Genomic DNA, 19181 nt, shown 5'->3' on the forward strand with positions numbered 1-19181 from the left:
CGGGCGCGGCGCAGGCGCTGCTCGATGGCACCGGGCATGGCGCGTTCGAGATCGTCGTCGGTCATTTTGCGCGTGTCGAGGGTCACGAGGCACCCGGCGCCCCGGAATGCGGCTGGGATGGCGACTGCATCCGCCGTGGCCTTGCCAGCGGCGGAGTGGTTGGCCCGAGCTGGTCGATCGTTTCGCGGGCCGTCGTCGACCGCATCGGCGGTTTCGATCCCAGCTTCCACAATTGCAATGACGGGGATTTCTATACCCGGGCAGCCGCAGCCGGTGCCCGTTTCGCCAGGATTGATCATTGTGTCGCGCTGTACCGTAACGTCGCGGGCAGTCGTCTGGTCAACGATACCGCAATCAGTGCGCGCAATGCGCTGCGCGTGCTCGCCCATCCGTACCTCGCGGGCCTCGACGCCTGAGTTAAGTCGATAGCGAAATGCTGCGAGGGCCTAGCGAGCGACGTTTATGAGCGCCTTTCGCGGCTACGCAACGTTTACCGTTTATTCAGCTTGTCTTTTGACCTTCTATTGCCGGGCACTCGGTCCCGACCGCCATAGCTGATGACCGATCTCGAAAATCAAAACCTAGCCCGCCCTGCCGAAGGCGTTTTCATTCGATCGCGATTGATCGCGGACACGAAGGCAACCGCATTACGCCCCACCTGCGCAGCATCCATGCCAGGCTTATACAGAGCCGAACCCAGCCCGAAACCATCGCAAGATCCGCGCCAATCGCACATCGTGACAGGCGTGATCCCGCCGACGGCGAGAATCGGCACGCTGCGCGGGATCACCGCTCGTTGCGCGTTGAGTAGCTTCGGCGATGCTGCGTCTGCTGGGAACAGCTTCAAGCCGTTAGCCCCCGCGTTGATTGCGGCAAAAGCTTCGCTTGGCGTAAAATAGCCAGGCAGCGAGACCAGCCCTAGCCGCTGGGTCTCCGCGATTACTTCCACATCGACATTTGGGGAAATCACCAATCGCGCGCCATCCTCCGCCACGCGGCGCGCGTTGGCTACCGACAGTACGGTGCCAGCGCCGATCAGCGCGTCATCGCCGAAACGCTGCACCAGACGCGCGATGCTATCGAACGGATCGGGTGAGTTGAGCGGTACCTCGACGATATGGATCCCGGCGGAGAGCACCGCTTCAACGATCTCCTCAACTTCGGACGGTTTCACGCCGCGCAGGATCGCAACCAATGGACAGCGCTTAAGCGCGGTGGTCAAAAGCGTGTCAGCGTCCATCGATTGTGTCCCAAATTGCGGTAATTCCCGCGAGAAAAGCAGCGTGGCTGTCGAGCATAACGGGTCGCGCCCCGGTTGCTGTCACGGCAGCCGCATAGAGCGCGCCGAGTGCCTGGTCAGCCAAGATATAGACGGTTCCGCCGGCTGCGATCACCTGATCGCGCACGTCGCGGCCGATCAGGAGGCCGCTTACCCGCGACGCAACATTATCCACGTCGCGCCGCCCAAGCACAACCGCAGCCCGCTCCCCGAACAAGTCGGAGAGCAAGTGATTGTCCGTGGCAAGCTCCAAGCCTTCTTGGAATGCGGGGCCCGCGACCACATCCGCTTTTAGAAAATCGCCGAGCAAACTGTGATTGCGAAGCAGGGCAAACATTTCGCCTGTCATGGCAGTGCGGATATCGGCGATCTGGCCATGCTTCATCCGTACCCATTTGGAGTGCGTGCCCGGCTGACACAGCAAGGCGTCGCCCGGCGCCATGCCGGCGACCACTGCGCCGAGGACCTGCACTTCCTCGCCCCGCATCACATCGCACCGGCCATGTAATTGCGCGACACCCGGAATGATCGCAGTCCGGTCGGGTTCCACCCATACCAGCCGTTCCACAAGAGCATCGATCCCGGCCGGACACTGCGCATACGGCGCCCCAACCCAGCCGCGCGTCGATCCGACCATTCCTGCGCACAGCACTGGCACGTCGCCGAGCCGTTTTCGGATTTCCGCAACCTCGCCCACAAAAGAGCCCGCCGCCACGCTCAGAACGCCCCTGTCGTCGCGCAACGACTGGATCACCGCGCCGTCGCTAGCGATCGCGTAGGCACGACGATTGGTCGTTCCCCAGTCGATCGCGATGAACGCAAGTTCGCTCACCACCACGTTCCATACAAAGCGATGAGGATCAGGATGACGCCGATTGCGCCGACGTTGAACGACGTTTGCGTTCCGTAGCTGACCGACTTGGTGTCGATCGTGTCGGTATCAGCGCGCGACCGCGTGATGAGCGAAATTAGGACCGCGAGTCCGAGGGCGATCAGGAACACCAGCCCCATACGGTCCATGAAGGGCAACGTCGGCAACAGCGTCTTGAACGCCCAGGACAGGATTACCGAAGTCCCCGCCGCCGTGAGCGCGCCCGCCTCGTTCGCTCGCTTCCAGAACAGGCCGAGCAAGAAGATCACCGTGATACCAGGCGTGAAGAAGCCGGTGAACTCCTGGATGAACTGGAACGCTTGCTCTGAACTGCCGACTAACGGTCGTGCCGTCATTATCGCCAGCAGAATGGCGACCACCGCCGCCGCGCGGCCGACGAACACGAGGTGCCGCTCACGCCCCTCGCCCGGCTCCTTGCCGCCGCTGTGCTTGGCGTAGAGATCGAGCGTGAAGATCGTGGCGATTGAGTTTATTTTGGACGCGGTCGAGGCGACGATTGCCGCAATCAACGCGGCGAACACCAGCCCAAGCAATCCGCTTGGTAGCAATGCCATCATCGTCGGATAGGCTTCGTCTGGCTTGGCCAGATCGGGCGCGAGCACTACCGCTGCAATCCCCGGCAACACGATCACGAGCGGCATTAGCAGCTTTAGGAAGGCCGCGAAAATGATGCCCTTCTGCGCCTCGGCGATGTTCTTGGCGGCAAGCGCACGCTGGATGATATATTGGTTGAAGCCCCAATAGCTGAGGTTCGCGATCCACATCCCGCCAATCAGCACCGACAGGCCGGGCAAATCCATGTAATGTGCGTTGCCCGGCTTTAGGATCATATGAAAGTGATCGGGAATTGCAGTGGTGAGACGATGGAACCCGACGATCATTCCAGCGCCCTGCCCCAATTTGCCGAGCGTCAGCGCCGCGATGATTAGCCCGCCAAGCACCAACAACGTCACCTGCACGATGTCGGTCAACGCCACCGCCTTAAGCCCGCCGCGGATCTGATATAGCAATGCGAACGCGCCGAGCAGTACGAGCGCTAAATCCTGGTTGATGCCCGCCACCTTGGTGACCGCGATCGACCCGAGCCAGATAATCGAAGTAAGGTTCACGAAGACATATAACGCGAGCCAGAACAGCGCCATCAGCGTCCGGATTGACGGGCCGTACCGCCGCTCCAGGAATTGTGGCATCGTATAGATCTCATTTTTCAAAAAAATCGGTAGGAAGAATTTGCCAACGATAAGCAAGGTCAGCGCCGCCATCCATTCGTACGAGGCGATCGCCAAGCCGATCGCATAGCCTGACCCCGACATCCCAACGATCTGTTCAGCCGAGATGTTCGCTGCAATCAACGACGCCCCGATTGCCCACCACGGCAGGTTTTTCGATGCGAGGAAATAGTCGGTGGTGTTCTTTGGTCCGGCGCCGACCTTGTCGCGCGAGACGTACTGCGCCAGCCCGAAGATGCAGACGAAGTAGACCGCAACCACCATGATATCGATCGTCGCTAGCTGCATCTCGAACCCTTCCCCAACGCAATTCAGCCCGCTAAACCTGAGATAGCAGCCGGCCTATTTATATGATCTATGGTACTTAGAAGCCGAAGTGCGAGGAGTGCAAGCGATGTCTACCGATCCAAGCGACATTCGGATCTCACTGGGGCGCAACCTAACCTATGGGCTGCTCGATCATTTGGGAAAAACGATCGTCACCGGTGGCTATGCCGAAAAAGCGTTTCCAACCGAAGCGGAACTATCGAAACAGCACGGTGTCAGCCGTTCGGTGACCCGCGAAGCGGTTAAAATGCTGACAACCAAAGGCTTGCTCAGCGCGCGGCCGCGGCAAGGCACTATCGTGCAGCCAGACAGCGATTGGAACTTGTTCGACCCTGACGTGCTGCGCTGGCTGCTTGACCGCAAATTTTCGATCAAATTATTGCGTGAGTTTAATCAGTTGCGCGTCGCGATCGAGCCGGCCGCGGCGGCACTTGCCGCAACCTTTGCCGACAAGAACGGGCTGGCACTCATACGAGCCGGTTTCAACCGAATGCGAGTGGCCGAAAGCGGCGACGATGACACGCTCGAGGCAGATATCGCGTTTCACGTTGCGATCTTACGCGCTTCGACTAATCCATTCTTCGCGCAGTTCTGCGATGTCGTCGCCACCGCATTGCGTACCTCGATCCGTTTCACCAATCGCATTCAAGGCCGAACTGCCGATCTTGCTGCACATGAAGCGGTGCTGTTCGCGATCGAAGCGCGCGATCCCGAAGCGTCGCGTACCGCAATGCTGCGCATTATCGACGACGTGATGGATCTAATCGTTCGGTCGTCCACCGACTGAATGGCGAGGCGTCACACAAAAATGCGGACGCGGCTTCGACCGCGTCCGCAAGGGGGGAGACGTCCGGCAAACGCTTATCGGCCGGTTGAGAGGAATCTCGTGAACTGGATTAGAACCGTACAGCAACACCAAGCGAGTAGGACGAATCATCGAATCGATAATCGCGTGGCAAGTTCGAATCCCCATAATAGCTGCGATATTTGGCGCGCGTCAGATTGGTACCATCGATCGAAAGTGTCACACCCTTACGGAACTCAAACCCGATGCTGGCGTCGAGGCGGCCATTGGGGCGTACCTGGTTAAGGATGAGAGTCTGGCCGACAGGGCGAACGTTGGTTCCGCCATAATTCTCGTCATAATAACTCGAACGGTACGTATAGACGACGCGGCCGGTTAGGCCCTTCTTGTCATAAAGGCCACCGATGTTGTAATTGTACTTCGAGACGCCCTGTATACTCTGACCGAACAAGGGATCGCCGGCCGTTTTAACCTTACTGTCCGCGAGCGTGAAATTGCCAAACACGCCGAAGCCGTTGAGTCGACCAGGTAAGAAGTCGAAAAAGGTCTGTGCGCTAACCTCGATCCCCTTGAGAGACACCGCCCCAACGTTGCGCGGGCGGGTGATGTTGTAGCTGAAGCCGTTGATGAGTTCGACTTGGCTCTGACTGATCACCCGATCTTTTATGTCCTTATAATAGCCACCAATGGCTACGAAGCCGTTACGCGAGAAATAATATTCAAGCGTCGCGTCATAGCTGTCGGACTTTTGCGGGCGCAGGTTCGGATTACCGCCTGACCCGGCCGGCAGGATCAAGCTGTTGGTCGAGATCAAATAGCTCAGCCCAGGATTGAGATCTCCAAAGCTCGGCCGTGCGATCGCGCGCGAATAAGTAGCGCGTGCCTGCAAACCGCCACCAAACCGCATCCGCGCACTGACGCTCGGCAGGAAGTCGTTGTCGGCAGTAGTCGCACCGAACGGCGTCAACACCGGCGCTGGGTTAGGCACCGCCGTGGTCGACGCCGGAGTGACGAACGAAGCCCCCGAGATTTGACGTTCGGTGCGGGTATAGCGACCACCTATCTGGCCATCGAGCGTGATCGGCCCGCTGATCGGCACTTTATAAGCGGCCTGAAGATAGCCCGAATAGGTTTTCTCAGTAGCGGAGAAGGAGCGGTCCGGTGTAAAATCAGGGAAGCCAGCACCTAGGCCGTAAAGCGCGCGTAATCTGTTTTGAACTGCTGGGTCGCGCAGCTCGTCCTGGTTCGGAACGATAATTCCAAAGCCATTGTTGATAGTCGGCGTTCCAAGAGCGTGAACGAGAAAGTTTGAATCCAGGAACGGAACGTTCGAAATTAGCGTCCCGCAAACGGTGCCGCACGTGCCGCCGAGCGACTGTTGATGCGTCGCGCTGTGATTGGCGAAGCGCGCGCCGAACTGGATGTTATCGAGGATACTGCTGATCTTGTAAGTGCCGTCGAGCTTCGCTGCGAACTCCTTACCGCGATCGCGGACATTGTCTTGGTTGAGCGGCGATAGCGCGAAATTCGTCGGATCGCCGAGACCATTTACAGTGTCATTATAGACCGTTCCGCCATTCACGTTAGTTGCAACGTTGGTGGTGATGCCGTTGCCCGACTTAAAGACGTCCAAGATGAAATTTTGATTGCGCACTTCCGAATGCTGGTACGAAACGTCACCGCTCAGGCTAAGATTGCCCGATCTATATTTGGCGCCTCCCGAGATGATATAGACCGAAGTGCGATCGTAATGCGCCTGCGTGCTGGTGAAGCCGCCGTGCCCAGTGGAAGTGAATGAGCTGGCGGTGCACAGGTTCTGTACCGTACCGGCGGGATCATAGAAGCCCGCACCGTTTACTGCATAATCCTTGCACTCATTTGTCTTTTGTACATTGCTGAAGGATGTGCCGCTAAACACGTCATCGATCTGAAAATAGCTTGCCGACTTGTTGCTGTAGCGCGTGTACAGGCCGTTGGCGTAAATCTCGAGGCCCGGCGCAGCTTTCCACTGATAGGCTACGTTAGCTTGCTTGCGCTCGTACGTACCTTGCTGCTCGACGCCCCCGACACATGTCGGCGCGATGATCCCGGCAGCGCCGGGAGGGCCTTGCGTGCCGCTGCGGAAGTCGCAGTTGAACGCGACAGGGCGATCGAATTTGTTGTGCGAATAGGAGATATCCGCCAGCAGGCCCATCTCACCAAGGCCAGTTTCGAAGCGGTTCGAAACGAGCAGGCCAAGCACCGGATTCACCTCCTGCGCATTCCCGCTATAAACAGCCCGCGCATTGGCCGCGAGAGTAAACCCTTTGAAATCAAAGGGTTTGTGCAGGCGCAAATTGATCACCCCGGCCACGCCACCTTCGATCAATTCAGCGGAATTCGACTTATAAACGTCGGCACCCGCCAGCGCTTCGGCCGGCAGATCCTGGTAACTAAAGCCGCGACCCGTTCCAGTGAAAATTTCTCGCCCGTCGAGAGTGGTCAAGATGTCAGGTAAGCCCCGAATGATCGGATTTACGATCTCGTTATTGTCGCCGACCGTGACCTGCACGCCGGGAACGCGCTGAAGCGCGGCGGCGACGGTACGATCGGGCAGCTTTCCAATATCGTCGGCAACGATTGAGTCGACAACGTTATACGAGTCGCGCTTGATGTCAGCCGCTTTAGCAAGCGAGGCACGGATCCCGGTGACAACGATATCGGTGGATGCTGTATCAGCCGGCGCGGCAGCCTGTGATGGGGTCTTGGGCGGATCCTGCGCTAGGGCGGGCGATGCACCGATCAAGGCGAACAAGGACACCGATGATAACGCTGCGAATTTGGAAACCATTCCACCCCTCCTAAAAAACGTGCCGACTTTTGCATCCGGCTCATGCTCTCTCATACCGGCAGACGCCCTATCTGACAAGTCTTATTTGTCAGACCACGACCATTGCTTTCAGCCGCGCAGTGACCCAGCAATGTCTTCCACCTCACAGTTATCGGCCGGGCACCACCATCTTCGGTGCCGCCGCCAGGCGTCGAATTAATGCGGTTTCGGCCGGCCGATAGGGCGTCCCGTCGGCATGGAAAACCTCATGGAACCATAAGGTTGGCTCATCCATGGTATAGGGCTTCTTCCAACTGTCCCATGGCAGGCGTGTTTGCGTCTTGCCGTCGACGAAGCCCCAGTTCATCATCGCAACATTGTAACGTTTGCCGATTGGAAGCGAGCCGTCGAAGGTGGACCCGTTACCGCGCGCCATGAACTCAGTGCATAACACAGGGCGGCCGTACAGTTTGAGCTGCTTCACTCGGCCCTCAAACTGTTCTGGCCAACCATAATCATGGAAGGTGATGATGTCCGACTGTCCAAGCTGAAGCTTCTCCATCCCAGTTAGCTTGGCGCCCGGCGACCAGTCATCGTGCCACCACACCCCGCTCGTCACCGGCTGAGTCGGGTTTGCGGCACGCGCCCAGTCGAAGACTTGCGTAAGCAGGCCTCGCACCAACGGCTCCTTGCCGTCCTGGCCCTTGTATTGATCCGCCGGATTGTCGGGCTCGTTCCACAGATCCCAGCCGAGGATGCGGTCGTCCTTGGCGAATGCGCCGATCACGCCGGTGACATAAGCGCGGTACTTAGGGTAACGCGAAGTGTCACGCAGCCCGGGCAGGCCCGGCGACTGAACCCAACCCGAATTGTGCACGCCTGGGATCGGCGGATGTTGCGGACCGAGCACTGGATTGGGATCCCAACAGCTGTCGAATAACACGAACAGTGGCCTGATCTTGTGCTTGGCGGCGATTGTCAGAAAGGCATCGATCCGACGCTTGAAACCCTCCGGATCCTGCTCCCACAATTGATCGTGCAGGAACACGCGCATCGTGTTCATGCCGATGCCTTGCGCCAGGCCGAGTTCGTAATCGATCCGTTTTGGATCCCACGTGGCTTCCTGCCACATTTCAAGCTGATTGATCGCAGAGGCTGGCGTATAGTTCGATCCAACCAGCCAGGCCTGCTGCGCGTACCAAGCGTTGGCCTGCTGCGATGACCAGCGCTCGCGCGCCTCCGCGGGGGCACTGGCCAAGGCGGAGGTCGCAGCCGCGCCTAGTAGCAGTATAGTGAGTCTGTTCATAAGATTTCCCCGCACCTCAACGTTTCGCGCCGAGGGTGAATTTATAGATGATGACATTGCGATAGGTCTGGCCAGGATCCAGCCGCGCCGATGGGAATTTGGGCTGGTTGGGGGCGTCGGGAAAGAGCTGCGGCTCCATCACGATCGCATCGCCCATGCGGTAGATTTGTCCGCCCTTTCCAACCACGGTGCCGTCGAAGAAATTGCCCGAATAGAATTGCAGCCCTGGCTGGTTCGACCACAATTCGAAGCCTAGGCCAGAGAGGGGTTCGGTGACCTTCGCCATAAGATGGGGCTGTGCGGTAACCGCGGTACCAACCACCCAATTGTGATCATAGCCGCGGCCGTAGGCGATCTGCGTGTCGCGACCGTCGCGCACGCGCGGACCAACCGCATGGGGCGTTCGGAAATCGAACACCGTGCCCGCCACGCTCGGCAAGGCGCCGGTGGGAATCGCGGTCGCGTCGGTTGGCGTGTAGCGTTCGGCCGGGATTGTGACGATATGCCCCATCGCACCGCTGGGCGAACCAGCGCCAGCGAGGTTCCAGTAGCTGTGGTTCGAAATGTTGACGAGCGTCGGCTTGTCGGTAGTGGCACGATACTCGATCGTCAGCTGGTTGCGCTCGTCGAGCGCGTAAGTGGCGAAGGTGGTCAGCGTGCCGGGATACCCCATGTCGCCATCGGGACTGACATAGCGTAGTGTCACCGAAGCGGTCGGGCCGCTCTTCACGGCGACGACTTCCCACAACACCTTGTCGAAACCCTTCGTCCCGCCGTGAAGCGAATTGGGGCCGTTATTGACCGGCGTGTGATAAGTGTGTCCATCAAAGATGAAGCGGCCGCCGGCAATCCGATTCGCGACGCGACCGACCGTTGCACCGAAGAATTCGGGCTTCGTTGCGTAACCCTCGAGGGTATCGTACCCAACCGCAACATCAATTGGCTTGCCGTCCCGATCTTGCAGGATCATCGACTGCAGGGCTGCGCCCAAGGCGATCACTCGGGCCGACACACCGTGCGAGTTGGTCAGGGTCACCGCCGCGACTGGGCGACCATCGGGCAACGTGCCAAAGCTGCTTTGCTTCGCCTCGCCCGCGACCGCCGGGCTCGCCAAAACGAGTGTTAGCGCGCCCGTCACAAGTGCGACACCATGTGCTCGTGTCATAATACTCTCCTCTTATCCTATCCGCGATACCGATGGGTCGGCGTTCCGCGGCAGCCTGGATCGACCTCAAATAGCGCGCCAGCTTGTGGCTCGTCGACGCCGTGCGACGCCGACGTCACGAACATCCGATCGAGTTCGGGGCCGGCAAAAATGCAATTGGTGACCTGCGACGCCGGCAGCGAGATCGAACGATCGCAACGACCTTCAGGCGTGAAACGCGTGACGCAACCCGCGCCCCAGCAAGCGATCCAAAGTCCGCCGTCGGCATCGATTGTCATGCCATCCGGGTCGCCCCAGCCCTCCTCGAAGTCAATGAAAGTCTCGCGCGGGCCAAGACCCCCATCTGCATCGATCTCGAAGCGATATACGGTCCGCAGTGCACTGTCGGTATGGAACAGCGTGCGACCGTCAGGTGTGATCGCCGGACCATTGGCGATGTGGTAGCCATCATCCACGCGCGTGACTGTCCCCTTCTGGTCAAGCCGGTAGAAAGCGCCCGTTGGCCGCGCGCCGTCCAGCGCCATCGTTCCGGCCCAAATCCGGCCGGCCGGGTCTGCCGTGGCATCGTTCATCCGGTTGCCCGCCCGGTCGGGATCGGCGAGCGGCGTGATCGTCAACGGATTGAGCGTCAGCGCAACCATGCGGCGGTCTAGCCCGGCAACGAAACCTGACGCGTCCTCGCGCTCAACAATCCAGCCGATCGTCCCCGGCATCTCCCAGCTATCAACGAGCCCATCTGCAAGCCGCAAGCGATTGACACGGCATCCGAGAATGTCGGTCCAATAGACCGCCTGCTCACGCGCCGACCAATACAGCCCCTCGCCCAGCGCGTCGCGGCGATCACGCGAGATATCGCGCACGGTGATCAATGGCTGTCTCGCGGCAGCCCGAGCTGCGCTATCCGCTGATATTTGACAGCGGGCTCGAGCACCGCGCCGGTATCGAACTGACCGACGATGCCGCGCTGGATTTCCTGCCACGGCGTCTGCGACGGCGGAGCCAGCGTCTGTTCGAGCGCCGCGAGCGCGCCGCGGCGGCGCGCCATTTCCTCTTCAGAAACGAGCAAGTTAACGCGCCGACCCTTGAGGTCGATTCGGATCCGATCGCCGGTCTTGGCTACCGCCAACCCGCCGCCGACCGCGGCCTCAGGCGACGCGTTGAGGATCGACGGTGATCCGCTTGTCCCCGATTGCCGCCCGTCGCCGATGCACGGCAGCGCATGCACGCCCGCGCGGATTAACGCGGCGGAGGGCCGCATGTTGACGACTTCAGCTCCGCCCGGATAGCCGACAGGCCCTGCCCCGCGCATGATGAGAACGGTATTTTCATCAAGCCCCAGCGTCGGATCGTCGATCCGGTGATGATAATCCTCGGGCCCGTCAAACACAACAACACGCCCTTCGAACGCTTCGGGATCCGACGGATTGCGCAGATAACGGTCGCGAAACTCTTCGGAAATGACGCTCAACTTCATCACGGCGCCGTCGAACAAATTGCCGCTGAACACTGAAAGACCAGCCGCCGGCTTGAGCGGCTCGGCGAGTGTCCGTATCACGTCGACATCCTCGGTCGACCTGCCGCCGACATTGTCGGCGACGCTCTTGCCGTTGCACGCAACTGCTCCGCCGTCGATCTCGCCCGCTGCGAGCAACATCCCCATCACTGCAGGCACACCGCCTGCGCGATAATAATCTTCGCCCAAATATTTACCTGCCGGCTGTAGATTGACGATCAACGGCACGTCCGCGCCTGTCTTTTCCCAGTCCGCGAGCGTCAGCTCGACGCCGATGTGACGTGCAATCGCGTTGAGGTGGATGGGCGCATTGGTTGAACCGCCGATCGCCGAATTGACCTTAATCGCGTTGAGAAACGCCGCGCGTGTGAGGATGTCGCTGGGCTTGCGATCCGCCTGAACCATCTCGACGATTTGCCGCCCGGTTTCCCAGGCACATTGCTGTCTATCGCGATACGGCGCCGGGATCGCCGCGGATCCGGGCAAGGACATGCCAAGTGCCTCGGTTAGCGAATTCATCGTCGTCGCCGTGCCCATCGTGTTGCAGAAACCGGTCGAGGGTGCCGACGAGGCGACAAGCTCGATGAAGCCCTTGTAGTCAATCTCGCCCGCTGCCAGCAGTTCGCGCGCTTTCCACACAATCGTGCCCGACCCTGTGCGCTCGCCTTTGTGCCAGCCATTTAGCATCGGCCCGACCGACAGGGCGATTGCAGGAATATTGACTGTCGCCGCTGCCATAAGTGCGGCAGGCGTGGTCTTGTCGCAACCGATGGTCAGCACGACGCCATCGAGCGGATAGCCGAACAACACTTCGACCAGCGACAGGTAGGCGAGGTTGCGGTCGAGCCCGGCAGTCGGGCGCTTGCCGGTCTCCTGCAGAGGATGCGTCGGGAATTCGATCGGAATGCCGCCCGCATCACGAATGCCGTCGCGGACGCGCTCGGCGAGCACCAGATGGTGCCGGTTGCACGGCACAAGGTCGGATCCCGATTGCGCGATACCAATAATAGGGCGGTTTGACTGGAGTTCTTCCAGACTCAGGCCAAAATTGAGATAGCGCTCGATATAGAGCGCCGTCATGTCGGGGTTGGCGGTGTTGTCGAACCATGCGCGCGACCGCAATTTTACCGTGTCGTCGCTCACAATACGACGCTCCCACGCCGCGCGAAAGAATACACGATCATACCTGCCTCTCCCAAGCCTTTACCTGCGTGCCGAACGCGCGACGACGCTTTCGCGATTGATAGCTCAGCCTGGGATCGATAGAAAGCCGATTTATCGGATAAAAGAATTTAGCGGAGAGTTGTGATGCGGCGATCGAGCGAAGCTTTGCGAAATCAGGACGTCCAATGACGAACACATCCGCCAAACCTTTGCGTCTCGGCATCATCGGCGTCGGAAAAATAGCGCGCGACCAGCATTTGCCGGCGATCGCCGCTTCCTCTGATTTCATTCTGATGGCCGCCGCGAGCCGCCATGCCACGCTCAACAATCAGCCCAATTTCGCGAGCATTGAAACGATGCTCGCTGATGGACCGCAGCTCGATGCGGTGTCGATCTGCACCCCGCCGGGTGGCCGGGATCGTATCGCGCGCGCAGCGATCGCGGCCGGCAAGCATGTGATGATAGAAAAGCCGCCCGGCGCGACCGTAAGCGAAGTCGTGGCGTTGCAGCAATTCGCCTCTGAGCAGGGCGTAACGCTTTTCGCCAGCTGGCATTCCCGCGAGGCCGCGGGCGTCGATGCGGCGCGCGATTGGCTCGCTCAGCGCACTGTGACGCGCGTCGCGATCCACTGGCGAGAAGACATTCGCGTCTGGCATCCCGGGCAGGAGTGGATCCTGGCCGCCGGCGGATTTGGCGTATTCGATCCCGGTATCAATGCCCTGTCGATTGTGACCGCTATCCTTCCGCAGGCGCTGATTGTCGAAAGCGGCACGATCGTCGTGCCGGCTAATCGCGCATCGCCGATCGCTGCGCAAATTGTTCTGCGCCTTCCCAACGACGCGCCGGTGCAACTCGATCTCGATTTCCTTCAGACTGGCAAACAGAGTTGGACCATCGCGGTCGAGACGACCAGCGGGACGCTACTCTTGACCGAAGGCGGTAAGCGCCTCTCCATCGACGGCGCCGAGGAGGTCCTTGACTTAGAGACCGGGGAATATCCGCGCCTTTACGAACGCTTCAGCGCGCTCGTCCGCGATCGGCAGAGCGATGTGGATCTTCGCCCACTGCAGCTCGTGGCGGACGCCTTTCTCGTATCGCGCCACAAGCGGGCTGTATCGTTTGATTTTTAACGGGACGCGCTGGACAAAGTCATAACTATCCTATTTGTATGATATAAAGATAAATGAGGAGTTGAGTGATGCGCTTGGTTCGATCGATTGTGCGTTCCGGAGTGCCGCTAGTTTTGGCACTCGGCACAATCATAAGTGGCGGCGTAGGCGCGCAGGTCGCGCCGGGCGGCCCGGTTACACCCTATGTCGATCCGGCCAAGGCCTATCTCTTCCTCCACATGACCAAGGAACGCTACGGCGTCCTGTTTTACTCGGTCAGCCTCGATGGGCTGCACTGGCGACAGGTCAATTCGGGCAAACCCGTTTCTGCAGACTATCACGGCCATGCTTCAGTGGCGCGCGGAGGCGACGGGCGGTATTATCTGGTTGGTAACAAAGGCGATGAAGATCCCCTGATCCGCTTCTGGGTATCGGACGATCTAGTGCGCTGGGTGCCTTATGGCACTTATCAACCAGACCTGAAGACGGTCCTGGGCTATCCACATCCGCTCCAGCGGATCGGAGCGCCAAAACTGTTTTTCGACAAGCCTTCGGGGACATTCCTGCTGACCTGGCACACGCCGAGCCTCGAAGGCTCGAAGGAAGATCCAGAGCGCTATTGGGGAAGCCAACGCACTCTGTACGTCCAGTCAAAGGACCTCAAGACCTTCGCTGCGCCGCCGCGTCGGCTGTTCGCCTGGGACATGGCGACAATCGACACGATCATCCAGCCGAACGATGATTCTGGCAAAGGCGGCTATTGCGCGATCATCAAGGATGAGCGCTACCCGTCCTACGAATGGACTACCGGCAAGACTGTGCGGATGAGTTGCGCGGCCAAACTGCTCGGACCCTATCCGCTTCCAGGTCCGCCGCTTAGCCCCAATTTTCGCGAAGCGCCGACGCTGATCCGCGCGTCCAACAGCAAGGACTGGATGCTATATTACGAGCAGTATGCCGGGACTAGTTACGGCCTGTCCATGGCACCGAAGCTTTCTGGCCCGTGGTTCCAGGTGTCGGGCAATAGCGGCGTACCCGAATGGAATCGCTACGAGATGCCCGCTGGGCTGCGCCACGGATCGATGATCGGCATCTCGCGAACGCAATATGACGCGATCGTCGCCGCGTTCCCCGACAAATGAACGTGTCTTGGATCCGCCCATTCGCGCTAGTAGCCATAGTGAGTTTGATCGCGCTCGAGATGCCGACCGCGGCGGTTGAGGCGCGCGGTGCTGCGTCGGCCATTAGCAACCCACTGCTGCCCTCGGGTCCCGATCCGTGGATCGTGAGGCAGGGCGACACCTATTTCTATATGAATACGCTCGGCGACCGATTGGCTATCCGCAAAACCAAAAATCTCGCACGGCTGGCGAATGCAGCGGAAATAACGGTATGGACGCCACCCGCAATAGGCCCGAATGCGCAATCCATATGGGCACCCGAATTGCACCGGATCGGCGACACTTGGTACATCTACTACACCGCTGCTGAGAGTGGGCATGACGACGACGCGCATCGCGGGGTCTTTGTGCTCGAGAATACCGGCCTCGATCCGACACGAGGGACATGGATCGACCGTGGTCGCTTGAAGACGGCGCATTCCGGTATCGACGGCACAACCTTCAGCCATGGGGGAAAACGCTATTTTGTCTATTCACCGTATGTTGGGGCCGACAGTGACCTCGCCATCGTCGAAATGGCTAATCCGTGGACATTGGTCGGGGCGGAAAGCATCATCGCCCGTCCTGACCAGGACTGGGAGCGCCGCGGCGGCCGGCAGATCCTTGAAGGACCCGAATTTCTCGCCGGGCCGAAAGGCGATCTTTTTTTGAGCTATTCCGCCAGCGCGTGCTGGTCCGACGATTATGCGATCGGTTTGCTAAGCGCCCCGCGCGGCAGCGACCCGCTCGATCCGGCGGTCTGGAGCAAAGCGCCGCGCTCGGTAGTGTCAAAAGTCCCTGCCGCGGGCATTTACGCGCCGGGCCATAATGGCTTCTTTACCACTGACGACGGGCGCGAGACCTGGATCGTCTATCATGCCAATACCGCGCCCAACATGAAGTGCACGGCACGACGGGCGCCTCGCATCCAACGCATTACTTGGTCTGCACACGGAACACCAATTTTCGCCCCGCCCCGCTGATCCAAGCGCTTACCACCGCTTTGATCACTTGCTGCTTTCTATTTCAACCACTTCGAGCAAAAAATCGGGCAAATTGTTTGAAGAGACCAATATCGAGTTGGCCGGAGTGCACAATTAGCGCCGATTAGAAATTTTTTAAAACTCAGAATATTGAGCGTCCCTAGGAGTTTTAGGTAGCAATAGACGCGGTTCCGATCCAACGCCTGCCGACACGCCTATCTTAACGCGAACGAGCCTAAGCCATCACGGAGAGCAATAGTCCGCACGATCAGGCTCGGGGCAGGCACTAAGCAACAGCCGCCGCACCTTAGCACTCTCTAGATGGCGCATATACCTTCGTTCCGGTTACCCCGTCCAAGCTGCGCGAGATAGCCCAAGTGCGGTCGACGATGGTCTCCAGACGACGGCCATAGTTAGGGCCAAGGCTGCCGTCTGGAGTGACGGCCTATGCTGGATATGAACCAGCAACCGCCTTTCTTCTATACCGGCATACCCATATTAAGAATAGGCGGCAGCGCGCGGTATCGGCGTAAATCAGTCGAGCTGGGCGTGATGCGCGGCCGTTGGATCGCGTGTTATTGCAATCTGTGCTAAACACTAACGGCGTCGATGATACGGACGAGCATTCGGCGACTGAGAGATCGAGAGCGTCTCCAGCCTTTTTGGGAGGATCACCATGACCGAGCCATCCGAGTCAACATATCTGCGCCGCCGCGCGCAACTTTCTCGCAAAGCCGCCCTTGATACCGCCAACATTTCGGCGCGCAGTTCGCATACCCGGCTTGCCGCAGCCTATGACGAACGCGCTCGGATGGCAGATGTGGCGGAGGTGCCGATTGCGACCGTCGCATAGGGGATTGGGTACCTATTAAGCCGCAGCGCGGACTGACAAGCGTTCCTCATCGAGCAACAAAGCTGACAGTTGCGATGTAATCTGGTCCCCATCGGCTGCGCCGAAATCAAAGCCACTAGCGGCCGCATAGTGCCCAAATCGTGCCACGCCATGAGCGGCCGTGCCAATGAAGGCCATCGCCCACGTAGGGAACACCCGGGCATCGGTCGGGCCAAAGGAGAGAAGCTGTACCTCGTCGTGTCGATCGTCGAGCTGGATTCGCTCAAACACCGTCTCGACCGCCGCCCGTTGTCCCTCGAGCACCTGCGCAAATAGTCCATCGGTGAACATCAGTGCGCCCGTAACCCCCACTGCCGCATTGTTGCGCTGCGATGTCGAGAGGATCTGGTCAACGGTGCTGCGCACTTCTTCTTCCAAGCCCATAATTGTGTTGCGGCTGTAATAGACCAGCCGGTAAAGCCCCGTTTCGATGGAAGCGGAAACTGCAGCGCTTTCGTGCGCGTCTGAAACGTCATCTTGGCCGACGGGGGTCACAGCGAGCCGTTCGAGCATCGCCGCGACTTTATCTGCTGGAACCGGCCGGCTGAAAAGATATCCTTGCGCAGAGCCGCAGCCGCTATCGGTGACGTGATCGAGCTGGGCTGCGGTCTCAACGCCTTCGGCGATTGTCGTCATGCCAAGGTGTTTGCCGATAGCCGTGATCGCCCGAATGATCCCGTCGCTTTTCTCGGAATCCATCGAGCGAATGAAACTCTGGTCGATCTTGATGGTGTGGAACGGAAAGCTTTGCAAATAGCTGAGCGAGGAGTAGCCAGTACCGAAATCGTCCATCGAAATCCGGATCCCAAGATCGCGGAGCGAGTGAAGCGTGGCGACGCAGCTCTCAACGTCCGACATGAGCACGCTCTCGGTGATCTCCATTTCGAGCCGGTCGGGCTGGAGACCGCTGTTGGCGAGCGCGCTGGCAACGGTGTTGATGAGTTTGCCACTTGCGAGTTGCTTGGCCGAGACGTTTACCGCGACCGGTATCGGAGACGCCCAGGCCGCTGCGTGTTCGCAAGCTTGGCGAATCACCCATTCGCCTATCGGGATAATTAACCCCGTCTCTTCGGCGAGAGGAATAAAGGTCGCCGGTGATACCAGGCCGCGTTCTGGATGGCGCCAGCGGATGAGCGCTTCCATGCCGGTGACAATTTGGGTCTTCAGATCCATCTGCGGTTGGTAGTGGAGCTCGAACTGCCGGAAGGCCAGCGCGCGGCGAAGGTCAATCTCCAGGGCGCGCCGCTCCTGCATTTCGGCATCCATCGACTTCTCGAAGAAGCAGTATCGGCCCCGACCCGCATGCTTGGCGCGGTAAAGCGCGATGTCAGCCTGCTTCATCAGCGCTGTCGCGTCGTCGGCCGTGCCACTCAGTGCCACACCGACGCTGGCACCGATATCGATCATGTGACCGTCAATGACATAGGGGCGACCAACGAGTTCGACGAGCCGCTTTGCCAGCATCTCGGCTCCGTGCGGCTGCTCAGCGCCGCATTGGAGCACTGCAAACTCGTCGCCGCCCAATCGAGCTACGCGGTCCGTCTTGCGCAGCGCCGACGTCAGCCGTTCGGAGACCTTCCGTAGGAGCGCGTCGCCCACCGGATGGCCCAGCGTGTCATTCACCCTTTTGAAGTGGTCGAGATCTACCATCACCAAGGCGACCTCGGCCCTGCCCTCCAGCGCTCTGTCGAGTTCGGGTAGAAAGGCGCCACGATTAGCTAAACCGGTAAGCGTATCGCAATTCGATGATTCGGTCGCTTTGGTTTTCCCCTCGACCCAGTCCGTCACTTCATGGAGATGACAGACCGCGCCGACTTCAGCGATCAATCGGACGACCAGTGTATAATGTCGATCGCCCAGCACGATGGTGGCACCTGAACCACAAAAAGCAGCGGGTTCGGCCGCAAAAAGACTTTGGAAGGTGGCTCTATTTTCAGTGTCAGTGCTCACGGCTGACCAAAAGCTGGCATTCGCATCGACGATACGATGACGGCTGTCCAGCAATGCCACCCCGGTTGGAAGCGCATCGAAGAGGATGCCGGAATCAAGCGGCTTTCCCGGAACTTCAGTCATAACTGCGTATCGTCCATGTTCGCCTTGCACGATGCGAGCATGCAGCCAAACTGGTTAAATTAGCGTTCGTTCCAGATACGCTACCGCAAGCCAGAGTAGTTCCGCTTTTCGCTGCAACATACAGGCCGTCATCCCGGGCCGATCAAACCGCCGGATTAAATTCGAACACGACCGCTCGCTCTACAAGTAACGCAATCATATTGACCTGATGCGGTGGACGACCCCTGCACGAGCATAGCTGTGTGGATGCGGCGGTGACAAAGCAGGCCATCGGAACGCCGGCGTGGTGCTGAGCGTGGCGGAGTAAAATCCGGCCGTTGGTAAGGCTGCTTCTTTTTGGGAGCGGCCGGGGATGTTTGCCGTGGAGAGCTATGCCGCCGTTCGGCGCTTCGTGTTTGTTGAGGGTCACAGCCGTCGCGAGGCGGCGCGGGTGTTCGGGCTGAACCGGGAGACGGTGGCCAAGATGTGCCGGTTT

14 protein-coding genes and 1 pseudogene are annotated in these 19181 nt (G+C 59.4%); 6 read left to right on the forward strand and 9 right to left on the reverse strand.

Going from position 1 to position 19181, the window contains the following annotated elements:
* Positions 1 to 416, forward strand: a pseudogene (locus L8K25_RS22010) (glycosyltransferase family 2 protein); the annotation flags it as partial.
* Positions 417 to 574: 158 nt separating this feature from the next.
* Here the strand turns inward: L8K25_RS22010 and L8K25_RS22015 are convergent.
* Genes L8K25_RS22015 through L8K25_RS22025 form a run of 3 tightly spaced genes read right to left on the reverse strand, consistent with a single transcriptional unit; the run spans position 575 to position 3688 of the window.
* Complete coding sequence (locus tag L8K25_RS22015; protein WP_242141171.1) at positions 575 to 1240, reverse strand: 2-dehydro-3-deoxy-6-phosphogalactonate aldolase; 666 nt, start codon at positions 1238 to 1240, stop codon at positions 575 to 577.
* A complete protein-coding gene (locus tag L8K25_RS22020) occupies positions 1230 to 2117 on the reverse strand; it encodes a 2-dehydro-3-deoxygalactonokinase (RefSeq protein WP_242141172.1) in 888 nt (295 codons plus the stop codon). The genes L8K25_RS22015 and L8K25_RS22020 overlap by 11 nt, the downstream gene beginning before the upstream one ends.
* Entirely contained in the window at positions 2108 to 3688 is a 1581-nt protein-coding gene (locus tag L8K25_RS22025; protein ID WP_242141173.1) for a sodium/sugar symporter, read from the reverse strand. Before L8K25_RS22025 ends, L8K25_RS22020 begins: the two co-directional genes overlap by 10 nt.
* 106 nt (positions 3689 to 3794) lie before the next feature.
* On the opposite strand from L8K25_RS22025, the gene L8K25_RS22030 reads away from it, so the two are divergent.
* Positions 3795 to 4514 carry a FadR/GntR family transcriptional regulator gene (locus L8K25_RS22030; protein WP_242141174.1) on the forward strand — a complete coding sequence of 240 codons (720 nt, stop codon included), beginning with the start codon at positions 3795 to 3797 and terminating at the stop codon, positions 4512 to 4514.
* A gap of 109 nt (positions 4515 to 4623) precedes the next feature.
* On the opposite strand, the gene L8K25_RS22035 is transcribed toward L8K25_RS22030, so the two are convergent.
* The 5 genes from L8K25_RS22035 to L8K25_RS22055 all read right to left on the reverse strand — a co-directional run bounded on the left by L8K25_RS22035 (position 4624) and on the right by L8K25_RS22055 (position 12468).
* The gene (locus L8K25_RS22035) at positions 4624 to 7362 is read right to left on the reverse strand and encodes a TonB-dependent receptor (protein ID WP_242141175.1); all 2739 of its coding nucleotides are present in this window, start codon (positions 7360 to 7362) and stop codon (positions 4624 to 4626) included.
* 148 nt (positions 7363 to 7510) lie between these two features.
* Positions 7511 to 8647, reverse strand: coding sequence for a cellulase family glycosylhydrolase (locus L8K25_RS22040; RefSeq protein WP_242141176.1), 1137 nt, complete (start codon positions 8645 to 8647; stop codon positions 7511 to 7513).
* A gap of 16 nt (positions 8648 to 8663) precedes the next feature.
* Positions 8664 to 9812: an aldose epimerase family protein gene (locus L8K25_RS22045; protein WP_242141177.1), complete on the reverse strand. Its 1149-nt coding sequence runs from the start codon at positions 9810 to 9812 to the stop codon at positions 8664 to 8666.
* Positions 9813 to 9829: 17 nt separating this feature from the next.
* Entirely contained in the window at positions 9830 to 10681 is an 852-nt protein-coding gene (locus L8K25_RS22050; protein ID WP_242141178.1) for an SMP-30/gluconolactonase/LRE family protein, read from the reverse strand.
* Positions 10678 to 12468 carry an IlvD/Edd family dehydratase gene (locus tag L8K25_RS22055; RefSeq protein ID WP_242141179.1) on the reverse strand — a complete coding sequence of 597 codons (1791 nt, stop codon included), beginning with the start codon at positions 12466 to 12468 and terminating at the stop codon, positions 10678 to 10680. Before L8K25_RS22055 ends, L8K25_RS22050 begins: the two co-directional genes overlap by 4 nt.
* A 206-nt stretch (positions 12469 to 12674) precedes the next feature.
* Here L8K25_RS22055 and L8K25_RS22060 point away from each other — a divergent pair, with 206 nt between their 5' ends.
* The 4 genes from L8K25_RS22060 (at position 12675) to L8K25_RS22075 (ending at position 16594) form a co-directional block, all read left to right on the forward strand.
* A complete protein-coding gene (locus tag L8K25_RS22060) occupies positions 12675 to 13619 on the forward strand; it encodes a Gfo/Idh/MocA family oxidoreductase (RefSeq protein ID WP_242141180.1) in 945 nt (314 codons plus the stop codon).
* A 68-nt stretch (positions 13620 to 13687) separates the two neighbouring features.
* Complete coding sequence (locus L8K25_RS22065) at positions 13688 to 14740, forward strand: glycosyl hydrolase family 43 (protein ID WP_347341172.1); 1053 nt, start codon at positions 13688 to 13690, stop codon at positions 14738 to 14740.
* Positions 14737 to 15741, forward strand: coding sequence for a glycoside hydrolase family 43 protein (locus tag L8K25_RS22070; RefSeq protein ID WP_242141182.1), 1005 nt, complete (start codon positions 14737 to 14739; stop codon positions 15739 to 15741). Before L8K25_RS22065 ends, L8K25_RS22070 begins: the two co-directional genes overlap by 4 nt.
* A gap of 676 nt (positions 15742 to 16417) precedes the next feature.
* Positions 16418 to 16594, forward strand: a complete 177-nt coding sequence (locus L8K25_RS22075; protein WP_242141183.1) for a hypothetical protein — start codon at positions 16418 to 16420, stop codon at positions 16592 to 16594.
* A 15-nt stretch (positions 16595 to 16609) separates the two neighbouring features.
* Here the strand turns inward: L8K25_RS22075 and L8K25_RS22080 are convergent, their stop codons facing one another.
* A complete protein-coding gene (locus L8K25_RS22080; RefSeq protein WP_242141184.1) occupies positions 16610 to 18706 on the reverse strand; it encodes an EAL domain-containing protein in 2097 nt (698 codons plus the stop codon).
* Positions 18707 to 19181: the final 475 nt, after the last annotated feature.

The organism is Sphingomonas sp. TREG-RG-20F-R18-01 (assembly GCF_022662475.1).
In the GTDB taxonomy this organism is placed as follows: domain Bacteria; phylum Pseudomonadota; class Alphaproteobacteria; order Sphingomonadales; family Sphingomonadaceae; genus Sphingomonas.

What these genes read in the sequence shown, in the direction of transcription:
- L8K25_RS22015 (WP_242141171.1), bottom strand. Translation starts at nt 1,240, where the DNA reads ATGGACGCTGACACGCTTTTGACCACCGCGCTTAAGCGCTGTCCATTG.
- L8K25_RS22025 (WP_242141173.1), bottom strand. Translation starts at nt 3,688, where the DNA reads ATGCAGCTAGCGACGATCGATATCATGGTGGTTGCGGTCTACTTCGTC.
- L8K25_RS22030 (WP_242141174.1), top strand. Translation starts at nt 3,795, where the DNA reads ATGTCTACCGATCCAAGCGACATTCGGATCTCACTGGGGCGCAACCTA.
- L8K25_RS22035 (WP_242141175.1), bottom strand. Translation starts at nt 7,362, where the DNA reads ATGGTTTCCAAATTCGCAGCGTTATCATCGGTGTCCTTGTTCGCCTTG.
- L8K25_RS22040 (WP_242141176.1), bottom strand. Translation starts at nt 8,647, where the DNA reads ATGAACAGACTCACTATACTGCTACTAGGCGCGGCTGCGACCTCCGCC.
- L8K25_RS22045 (WP_242141177.1), bottom strand. Translation starts at nt 9,812, where the DNA reads ATGACACGAGCACATGGTGTCGCACTTGTGACGGGCGCGCTAACACTC.
- L8K25_RS22060 (WP_242141180.1), top strand. Translation starts at nt 12,675, where the DNA reads ATGACGAACACATCCGCCAAACCTTTGCGTCTCGGCATCATCGGCGTC.
- L8K25_RS22065 (WP_347341172.1), top strand. Translation starts at nt 13,688, where the DNA reads ATGCGCTTGGTTCGATCGATTGTGCGTTCCGGAGTGCCGCTAGTTTTG.
- L8K25_RS22070 (WP_242141182.1), top strand. Translation starts at nt 14,737, where the DNA reads ATGAACGTGTCTTGGATCCGCCCATTCGCGCTAGTAGCCATAGTGAGT.
- L8K25_RS22075 (WP_242141183.1), top strand. Translation starts at nt 16,418, where the DNA reads ATGACCGAGCCATCCGAGTCAACATATCTGCGCCGCCGCGCGCAACTT.
- L8K25_RS22080 (WP_242141184.1), bottom strand. Translation starts at nt 18,706, where the DNA reads ATGACTGAAGTTCCGGGAAAGCCGCTTGATTCCGGCATCCTCTTCGAT.